Origin of the sequence: Agrobacterium sp., assembly GCF_032092815.1 — a bacterium.
In the GTDB taxonomy this organism is placed as follows: domain Bacteria; phylum Pseudomonadota; class Alphaproteobacteria; order Rhizobiales; family Rhizobiaceae; genus Agrobacterium.
Map to the genome: position 1 here is coordinate 1 of NZ_DAMDBP010000079.1, position 8,482 is coordinate 8,482.

The 8,482-nt window shown below is 57.1% G+C and carries 10 protein-coding genes; 6 read left to right on the forward strand and 4 right to left on the reverse strand.

The features are described from left to right. Positions 1 to 1,163, forward strand: a 1,163-nt coding sequence (locus RT613_RS23215) for a hypothetical protein (protein WP_313618733.1), incomplete at its 5' end; no start/stop codon positions are given. An 88-nt stretch (positions 1,164 to 1,251) separates the two neighbouring features. Here RT613_RS23215 and dksA read toward each other — a convergent pair. Then, on the reverse strand, positions 1,252 to 1,671 hold the full coding sequence (gene dksA / locus RT613_RS23220) for an RNA polymerase-binding protein DksA (protein WP_313618734.1): 420 nt from the start codon (positions 1,669 to 1,671) through the stop codon (positions 1,252 to 1,254). A gap of 260 nt (positions 1,672 to 1,931) precedes the next feature. Between dksA and RT613_RS23225 the strand changes: the two genes are divergently transcribed. From RT613_RS23225 to RT613_RS23240, 4 genes are all read left to right on the forward strand, one after another. After that, complete coding sequence (locus RT613_RS23225; protein WP_313618735.1) at positions 1,932 to 2,441, forward strand: histidine phosphatase family protein; 510 nt, start codon at positions 1,932 to 1,934, stop codon at positions 2,439 to 2,441. A gap of 111 nt (positions 2,442 to 2,552) precedes the next feature. Beyond that, positions 2,553 to 4,016, forward strand: coding sequence for a YcjX family protein (locus RT613_RS23230; RefSeq protein ID WP_313618736.1), 1,464 nt, complete (start codon positions 2,553 to 2,555; stop codon positions 4,014 to 4,016). Further along, positions 4,013 to 5,077, forward strand: coding sequence for a TIGR01620 family protein (locus tag RT613_RS23235; protein ID WP_313618737.1), 1,065 nt, complete (start codon positions 4,013 to 4,015; stop codon positions 5,075 to 5,077). The genes RT613_RS23230 and RT613_RS23235 overlap by 4 nt, the downstream gene beginning before the upstream one ends. Positions 5,078 to 5,244: 167 nt before the next feature. Next, positions 5,245 to 5,799 carry a hypothetical protein gene (locus RT613_RS23240; RefSeq protein WP_313618738.1) on the forward strand — a complete coding sequence of 185 codons (555 nt, stop codon included), beginning with the start codon at positions 5,245 to 5,247 and terminating at the stop codon, positions 5,797 to 5,799. Positions 5,800 to 5,824: 25 nt separating this feature from the next. Here the strand turns inward: RT613_RS23240 and folK are convergent, their stop codons facing one another. From folK to folP, 3 genes are read right to left on the reverse strand one after another with little or no spacing between them, the layout of a single operon-like run. Further along, positions 5,825 to 6,340, reverse strand: coding sequence for a 2-amino-4-hydroxy-6-hydroxymethyldihydropteridine diphosphokinase (gene folK / locus RT613_RS23245; RefSeq protein WP_313618739.1), 516 nt, complete (start codon positions 6,338 to 6,340; stop codon positions 5,825 to 5,827). Then, positions 6,333 to 6,698, reverse strand: a complete 366-nt coding sequence (gene folB / locus RT613_RS23250; protein ID WP_313618740.1) for a dihydroneopterin aldolase — start codon at positions 6,696 to 6,698, stop codon at positions 6,333 to 6,335. Before folB ends, folK begins: the two co-directional genes overlap by 8 nt. Next, positions 6,695 to 7,486 carry a dihydropteroate synthase gene (gene folP, locus RT613_RS23255; protein WP_313618742.1) on the reverse strand — a complete coding sequence of 264 codons (792 nt, stop codon included), beginning with the start codon at positions 7,484 to 7,486 and terminating at the stop codon, positions 6,695 to 6,697. Before folP ends, folB begins: the two co-directional genes overlap by 4 nt. Positions 7,487 to 7,665: 179 nt before the next feature. Between folP and RT613_RS23260 the strand changes: the two genes are divergently transcribed. Next, positions 7,666 to 8,286, forward strand: a complete 621-nt coding sequence (locus tag RT613_RS23260) for a DUF922 domain-containing protein (RefSeq protein ID WP_313618741.1) — start codon at positions 7,666 to 7,668, stop codon at positions 8,284 to 8,286. Positions 8,287 to 8,482: the final 196 nt, after the last annotated feature.

Genomic DNA, 8,482 nt, shown 5'->3' on the forward strand with positions numbered 1-8,482 from the left:
CCGTTGATGCCCGTCGCAGGCTGGTTCTGGTGCGCCGTGACAATGTCGAACATCTCGTGATGATCGGCGGCCCGACCGACATCGTCATTGAAAGCGGTATCGGCGCCATTCCGGTTCTGACGCCGGTCGATCAGCGTGACAACTTCCTGCCGGACGGCCGTTACGAGGACGAGCGTCAACAGCAGGTGGAACCACGCGAAGCTCCGCGTTCGATTTCGCAGCCACGCGAAGTCACCCATGAGCAGCCGGCCAAGGCAGCACCGATCGTTACCCCTGCTCCCGCGCCCATTGTCACGCCAGCACCCGCAGCCCCTGCTGCTGCCACGCCGGCACCTGTTGCGACACCTGCCCCAACGCCAGCGCCGTCTGCAACACCAACGCCTGCCGCTCAGCCAGCCGCAATCATCACGCCGCCACCGGCGACAGCGTCTTCCCATGCGGCGGCGCCTGTCGTGACGCCTCCACCTGCGCCAGCATCTGTCACAGCAGCCAGAGACAGCTCTGTCGCCAAACCGGCACCAGTGGCACCGGCATCCACGCAGACATCCGCACAGGCAGCACCTCCGGCCATCGAACCCGTGATTGAATCGCAGCGCGCAGCGAGACAGGAAGCGCCTGTGGTTTCGGCCCCGGTCGTTGCCGCGCCTGATATTGCAGCTCCCATCGCGCCGCCGGTCATGGAAAAACCAGCAGTGTTTGTTGCGGCTGCGCCGGTTGTTGCGCCGCCCGATGTCGTTCCGCCAATCAAGCCTGCGGCCGTCACCCAGACGGTTGAGCCTGCGCCCATTCTGCACGATGCGCGCTTCAACCTGGATGAAATCAGCGCAAGCGACATTCTGGAATCGGCTCGCAACCGCGTGTTGCCAGATCGCGATCCGCTTCGTGACGAGATCAAGCCCGCAGCATCGACGGCATCGGCCCCTACCACAAGCCTGTCCAATGATGCGCTGAGCAACGATTTTGAAAAGTTCCTGGAAGCCGAGATGGCCAAAACCGCCACCGGTGCGCCACAGCCCGTGACGCCTGCTGCCGCCAACCAGCAACAGCAGCCAGAACGCCGTGAGCCTTCCGCGCCACCGATATCAGGTGCATCAACTGAAAATGAAATCCAGAAGGAAATGGCCCGCATCTTCGGTGAGATATCTGTGACCCGCGACCGGTAATCGGCCCGAACAAAGGACGAAAAAAAAGGCGCGTAAAACGCGCCTTTTTTATTGCTTTAATGGAAGTCATCCGGATGTCACCAGATACTCACTCGTCGCGATAAACTTTTTCGCGACGCTCATGACGTTCCTGAGCTTCAATAGAGAGGGTTGCAATGGGACGGGCATCAAGACGCTTCAAGCCGATTGGTTCACCTGTTTCTTCACAGTAACCGTAAGTTCCGTCGTCAATACGCTGCAAGGCGGCATCGATTTTGGAAATGAGCTTGCGCTGCCTGTCTCTTGCTCTCAGTTCGATGGCGCGGTCGGTTTCAGACGAGGCGCGATCAGCAATGTCAGGATGGTTAGCACTTTCTTCGGCAAGATGACCAAGGGTCTCTTTTGCTTCCCGAAGGATGTCATTTTTCCAGCCAATCAGTTTCGCACGAAAGTACGCCCGCTGATTAGTATTCATGAACTCATCATTTTCAGAGAGCACATAGTCACTAAGATCGATCTTCTCACTCAACGCGATTCTCCTCGAAGAACATCTCTTATGGGGCGGTGTATACTCCAATGCCGTATGGTGATTCAAGCCTTCTGAAACGTTTTAAGGCATTTTTAAAGTTGTCACAAAAATCAGCTAAATGTCCAAAATTTAATCCTTTTCACAATCCGTGAATATTCCATTCCAAAACACTGTTTGCATTTGCGCATTCCTTGAGGACACTTGAGGCAAAGCAGTCTATTCTTCAAAAACCCTTGGCTTAGCGAATGGAAACCCACAGAATGAACCTGCCCTCTTCTTCCCTCAATCGCGTTTATCTGCTTCGTCACGCCCATTCCGGCATGGCCAATCCGGGACAGGGAGATTTCGACAGAACGTTGGATGACAGAGGGTATGCAGAGGCAGAAATCGTTGCAGACAAGGCTTCTGACCGGGGTTATCGGCCCGATGTCATCCTGTGTTCAACCGCAGTCAGGTGCCGCGAAACGGCCGATGCCATCAAAAGATCGCTGCATGATGATTTCGAAATAGATTTCATTGATGAAATGTATAATGCCAGCGAACAGACCTATCTCGATCTGATTTCCTCACAAAAAGACAGTCAATCCGTAATGTTGGTCGGGCATAATCCGACCATTGCCGACCTCCTGGAATCACTGGTTGGCGAGGATGCGTTTCACGCCCACATGCCGTCCGGTTTCCCAACTGCCGGCCTTGCGGTGCTGGCCTTTGGCAGCAACAATTCGGCCTCGCCGCTGAAATGGGAGCTTGTAGATTTTATTGCGCCGTAACGGGCCGCCACGCCATTCAACCCTTGAATTTCTGTTTTTCAGCCACTTTTTTAAGCAGCAAACCTTCTTATATTTGTGGGGAAATATCTGACTTTAACGGGATAATTGCTCTTGCCCCCATCGTTTTCATCGATCACCGACGGCGCTTTGATCGCATTTGACAATCTTTATGACCGGGCAAGCTCGCTGACGCATCCGACTTTAAGGCTTGGCGTGACCGGCCTTTCGCGTGCCGGGAAAACCGTTTTCATCTCCTCCCTGGTGCATAATCTGCTGAATGGCGGCCGCCTGCCGCTGTTTGAGCCGGTGCGATCGGGTCGCGTTTCGGCCATCCGGCTGGAACCCCAACCGGATGATGCCATTCCGCGCTTCCAGTATGAAGACCATATTCAGGCGCTGGTGCGTGAGCGCAGCTGGCCTGATTCGACCCGCGCCATTTCCGAACTGCGCATCACCATCGATTATCAGAGTGCCAGCGGCTGGGGTCGCTGGCTGTCGCCCGGCCAGTTGTCGATCGACATCATCGATTATCCCGGCGAATGGCTGCTCGACCTGCCACTTCTGGAACGTGACTACAACACGTTCAGCAATGAAACCGTGGCGCTGGCCAAGACGGGCGTTCGGGCAGAGCTGTCGCGCGAATGGCTTGAGTTTTCAGCCCTCATCGACATCAATGCACCGGCCGACGAAATGACGGCGCGCAAGCTGGCAGACCATTTCAGTGCCTATCTCAAGGCCTGCAAATCCGACGAACGGTCGCTTTCCACCCTGCCGCCGGGTCGCTTTCTGATGCCGGGTGACCTTGAGGGGTCACCTGCCCTGACCTTTGCGCCACTTGCCAACCTCAGTGACGAAAAAGCGCCGAAGGGTTCATTGCGCGCCATGATGGAGCGCCGTTACGACGCCTACAAAAACATCGTGGTGAAGCCGTTCTTCCGTGAGCATTTCGCCCGCCTTGACCGTCAGATCGTGCTGATCGACGCATTGCAGGCCGTCAATCGCGGTCAGGAAGCGCTGCAGGATCTGGAGCGGGCACTGGGTGACGTGCTGGCCTGCTTCCGTCCAGGCACCAATACGCTACTATCCTCGCTTCTGGGACGGCGCATCGACAAGGTGCTGGTGGCCGCCACCAAGGCCGACCATCTGCACCACGAAAGCCATGACAGGCTGGAAAGCCTGACACGGCGGCTGGTGGACCGCGCCATTACCAATATTGGCATGAGCGGTGCCGGTATCGATGTCATGGCGCTTGCCTCTGTTCGCGCCACCCGTGAGGCCAGCGTCAAACAGGACGGCCACAACCTGCCGGTGATCGTCGGCACGCCGATTGCGGGCGAAAGCATCAATGGCGAGATATTCGATGGTAGCCGGGCAACGGCAATCTTTCCCGGCGACCTGCCGGAAAATCCCGAACCGCTGTTTGCGGCGGATAACGCGGCCGGCATGCCCGATATCAATTTCGTGCGGTTTCGACCGCCGCAAATCGAGGAAACTGGCGGTGGCATCAAGCTATCGGTCCCGCATATCCGGCTTGACCGCGCCATGCAGTTCCTTTTCGGAGACAGGCTCGCATGACCAATTCTTCCAATGACGGCCCAAAACCGGGCAAACGACGCCCCGAAGCCTTTGCCATTGAAAGCGACACCGACCAGCAGCAGGCGCCTGTCCGTCGTTTGCCGCGCGCCTTTGCCGGCGAGATTGCCATTACACCTGATGAGGAAGACCCATTTCTCGGTGGCGTGGATGCAGGTCTTGCGCCGCCGGTTGCCGAACCGCGCCCCAACCGCTTTTCCTTTGGCAAGCTGGCCATCGGCGCATTTGGATTTCTGCTGTCGCTGGCGCTTGGCCTGTGGGCCGATCAGCTGATCCGTGATCTGTTTACCCGCGCTGACTGGCTAGGTTACACTGCTATGGCCGCCCTCGGCATTGCGGTCTTTGCGCTTATCGTCATCATCGGGCGGGAAATCGCCGGCATCTGGCGGCTGAACGCCGTGCAGTCCTTAAAAACCGAGGCCGAGCAGGCAGCGCTGGAGCGCAAGGCAAACGCCGCAAAGGCCGTGGTAGCCAAGCTCGAAAACATCCTGTCGCACCGTGCCGAAACCGCCAAAGGCCGCGCGGCGCTGAAAGAAACACAGGATGACATTATCGACGGGCCACATCTTCTGGACTTTGCGGAACGCGAGTTGCTGACCCCTATTGACCGGCAGGCGCGCGCGCTCATTCTCAACGCGTCCAAGCGTGTGTCTGTTGTCACCGCCGTCAGCCCGCGCGCGGTGGTCGATCTGGCCTATGTGCTGTTTGAAGTGGTGCGTCTGGTGCGTGCCATGGCAGAGCTTTATGGCGGTCGTCCCGGCTCCATCGGCATGATGCGCCTGCTGCGCGATGTGATTGCGCATCTGGCTGTGACCGGATCCATTGCGGTGGGTGATGGCCTTGCCCAGCAGGTGCTCGGCCATGGCCTCGCCTCCAAACTTTCAGCCCGGCTGGGTGAAGGCGTGATCAATGGATTGATGACGGCGCGCATTGGTATTGCCGCCATGGACCTTTGCCGGCCACTGCCATTTCGCGCGCTGAAACGCCCCGGCATTGGTGATTTCATCTCGGATTTGCGGCCTGACCTCAAGGGCCAGGCTTGAGGATGAGGGTGTAGTTTGTCGCGCTCAAAACACTGGGTTGAAGCCTCGAGCAGGCGCGGCAAAACTTACCAAACAGGCAATTCCACACCCGAAATAAACCAAAAATTAACCATTCCCGCAATAGATTAGCCTCATCAAATCGAGGCATCTTCGCCAAGGAAAGTATCATGTATTCGCGCTTCTTTTCGGTCGTGTGCGGATTTGCCGCTATTGTTCCGCTCACCTTTTTCATGACGCAGAGCGCTGCCCTGGCAGCATCACCTGACGATGCCTTTTTCTCTTCTGTTGCGGGTGCGTGGAAGGGTCCGGGCGAAATCGTTGCCGGCAAATACAAGGGCACGAAATTCACCTGTGACCTGGTAGGCGAACCAGCCGAGGGCAAGGACACCGGCATCAAGCTGGGCGGCACATGCCGCGTTGGCGTGTTCAAGCAGCCAATGTCTGCCACCATTACCCGCAGCGGCAGCGGTTATACCGGCAAGTTCCTTGACGGTGCTCAAGGCAAGGGTCTGGACCTCGTGTCCGGACAGGTATCGGGAGACAAGGTTGTGGTTGGCATCAACCGCTCCAAGCTGAATGGTGCAATGGTTGCTCGCGTGCAGAACGGCAATACGATGAACATCACCATCTCGGTGAAGGTTGCAGACCAGATGGTCCCGGTTATAGGCCTGACACTGGCCCGCGACATCGACCAGATCGCGGTTGGTTCGATCAAGAACTGAACAACACCGCAGATTTCGATCTTCTTTAAACCCGCCACCAGTGCGGGTTTTTATTTGTCCGTGTGATGCCTGCCGTATCGAGCTCTGTCAGCCAGACGGAAACCGCCCTGCCCTTGATCATCATGTCGCCGGCGATATCGGCCAGCGGCACCAAAACAAAGGCACGTTCGGTCATGCGGGGATGCGGCACTTCCAAACGCTCATTGCGCTTTTCGCTGTCGCCATAGGTCAGCACATCAATATCGATGGTGCGCGGACCCCAGCGTTCTAGCCGTACCCGTTTCATGCCAAGCTCGACCTCAAGGCAGCGGGCAAGCAGTGCCTCAGCATCAAGACGCGTTTCCACCAGGGCGCAAGCATTATAAAAATCGGCTTGATCGGTTTTGCCCCAGGGTGGCGTGCGATACACATCAGACACAGCCTTGATCCGGCAATCGGCATCGGCATCGATCTCTCTCAGTGCCTGCGCCATCGCGGCCTGCGGATCACCGATATTACCGCCAAGACCAAGGGCGGCAATTGTCCATTCTGCATCAGGCATGTTGCTCAACACTCACCTGCGCATAATCCAGAATACCGGGAACCGGGGCGGATGGCTTGCGCACGGTGATCAGCACCCGCACGATCTGCGGATAGCGCTGGCGCAGCGCGGTGGCGATGTCGTTTGCCAGGGCTTCGATGAGATAACGGCGTTTGCCGATCACGATCTTTTCAATGACTGCAAAGGCCACACCATAATCAACCGTGTTGTCGATATTGTCGGTCTCCAGCGCATCGCCCGCCTCGACCTCCATTTCCGCATCCACGAAGAATCGCTGGCCGAGCGCCTCCTCCTGATCGAGCACGCCGTGGCGGGCAAAGAAGGAGCAGTTTTTCAAGACAATGGTATAGCGGCTCAATCTCGTTCTCCTTGATGAGCATGACGTGCGGCAAGCACCGCATCTGCCACCAGCAAGGCATCCCTGTTGATGGCAACATTATGGACACGAAACACGGCAGCCCCTGCCATACGCAACAAGGCCGTTGTCGCAGCCGTTCCGGCATCACGCTCGTCAGCCACCTCACGGCCGGTCAGCGCACCGATGAAACGCTTGCGCGACGTGCCGGCAAGAATGGGTAACCCAAGTGTCTGCAGCTCGGCAAAACGTGCCATCAGCTCGACATTCTCGCCCGTATCCTTGGCGAAACCAAAACCGGGATCCAGAACGATTGCCTCACGGCTTATGCCAGCCTTTTCAGCAATTTGCAGCGATTCTTTGAGAAAATGATTCTGATCGTCGATCACATCGGCCAGTTTCTGGCGTTCCCGCCTGGTATGCATGATGCAGACGCCGGCACCCGCACTGGCAATGACTTCCGCCATATCAGGCTCTTTCTGCAGACCGAACACATCATTGACGATATGCGCACCGGCCGACAGTGCAAGGCGCGCGGTTTCAGCCCTGTAGGTATCGATCGAGATCAGCGCATCGGTTTCCTTTGCCAGCTTCTCAATCACCGGCAACACACGGTCCTGCTCCTGCGCAGCACCAACCACAGCGGCATCCGGACGGGTTGATTCCCCGCCAATGTCGATAATGTCGGCACCTTCCTCGAGGCATTTCAGCGCCTGTCTGAATGCCGCATCCACTGTGTTGAAACGGCCACCATCGGAGAACGAATCCGGTGTTGCATTGACAATGGCCATAATACGGCCACGCCCATCCAGTTTCAGGCTTCGGCCATGAGCGGCTTGCCACACCTTGTTGTTGGCTGTTATCACCACAGTCAGGACCTTTCGATATTACAAAGAGTCACGCCAATTTGTATTGTACCTCTTTCGCCTATGCAGCAATCGTTTCACGAGTTCAACCGGCAGTCTGGCAAATGAAATTTATACCCGGTGTCATGCGTGCAGTTGCCGCATCTGCTTTTCTGGTCGCATTAACGCAGTCCACACAGGCGGAAACCCAGTTTCAGAAAACCATCTCCTATTTCCAGATTGGTGGAAAAACGGCGGCCGATCTCGACCGCGAGCTTTCCAACCGTGGCCCGATGACAAAATCCACCGGCGCCCGGCATCCCGGTGCCACCGAAATCAAATTTGGTGGTGAGTTGACCTATGTGGAAAAGGATGGTCGCTGCAATATTGGCCAGGTGAAGGTGACGCTACACACCAAGATCCTGCTGCCACGCTGGAAAAACCGATCCCGCACCAGCGCCGACCTTGCGCTGATCTGGGATACGCTGTCTGCCGACATAAAGCGGCATGAGGAGCGCCATGCGGAAATTTCGCGCAGCTATGGCCGTATGCTGGAAAAACGCCTGAAAGCGCTTCGTCCGCAAAAGAGCTGCGAGACGCTGCAAAAGAACGTTGCCGACACCACACAGAAGGTCATGGCCGAACATGACAAGGACCAGCAGCGTTTCGACATGATCGAATCCAAGAATTTTGACGCTCGCATGATGCGCCTGCTCAGCCACCGCCTGAAGGCGCGCGACAACTGAAATTACGCTCTGTCCTGAGCGGTTAGGCTGTTGAGGCGGCTCCTGCCCAATCCCCCCCTCACCCCTGTGCTCGTCACAGGGGTCCAGGCCAGCCCAAGTCATTGGGCTGAAGAGACTCTCCCGCCGCGCAGACGCGCTCCGCTGGCAACTGTGTTCACGCTGCCTTGGAAAAGATCGTCTTGTCCCTTGTAATTGC

Coding starts and splice junctions, on each gene's coding strand:
- RT613_RS23225 (WP_313618735.1), top strand. CDS start 1,932: ATGAACCTGCCCTCTTCTTCCCTCAATCGCGTTTATCTGCTTCGTCAC.
- RT613_RS23235 (WP_313618737.1), top strand. CDS start 4,013: ATGACCAATTCTTCCAATGACGGCCCAAAACCGGGCAAACGACGCCCC.
- RT613_RS23240 (WP_313618738.1), top strand. CDS start 5,245: ATGTATTCGCGCTTCTTTTCGGTCGTGTGCGGATTTGCCGCTATTGTT.
- folK (WP_313618739.1), bottom strand. CDS start 6,340: ATGCCTGATGCAGAATGGACAATTGCCGCCCTTGGTCTTGGCGGTAAT.
- folP (WP_313618742.1), bottom strand. CDS start 7,486: ATGGCCATTGTCAATGCAACACCGGATTCGTTCTCCGATGGTGGCCGT.
- RT613_RS23260 (WP_313618741.1), top strand. CDS start 7,666: ATGAAATTTATACCCGGTGTCATGCGTGCAGTTGCCGCATCTGCTTTT.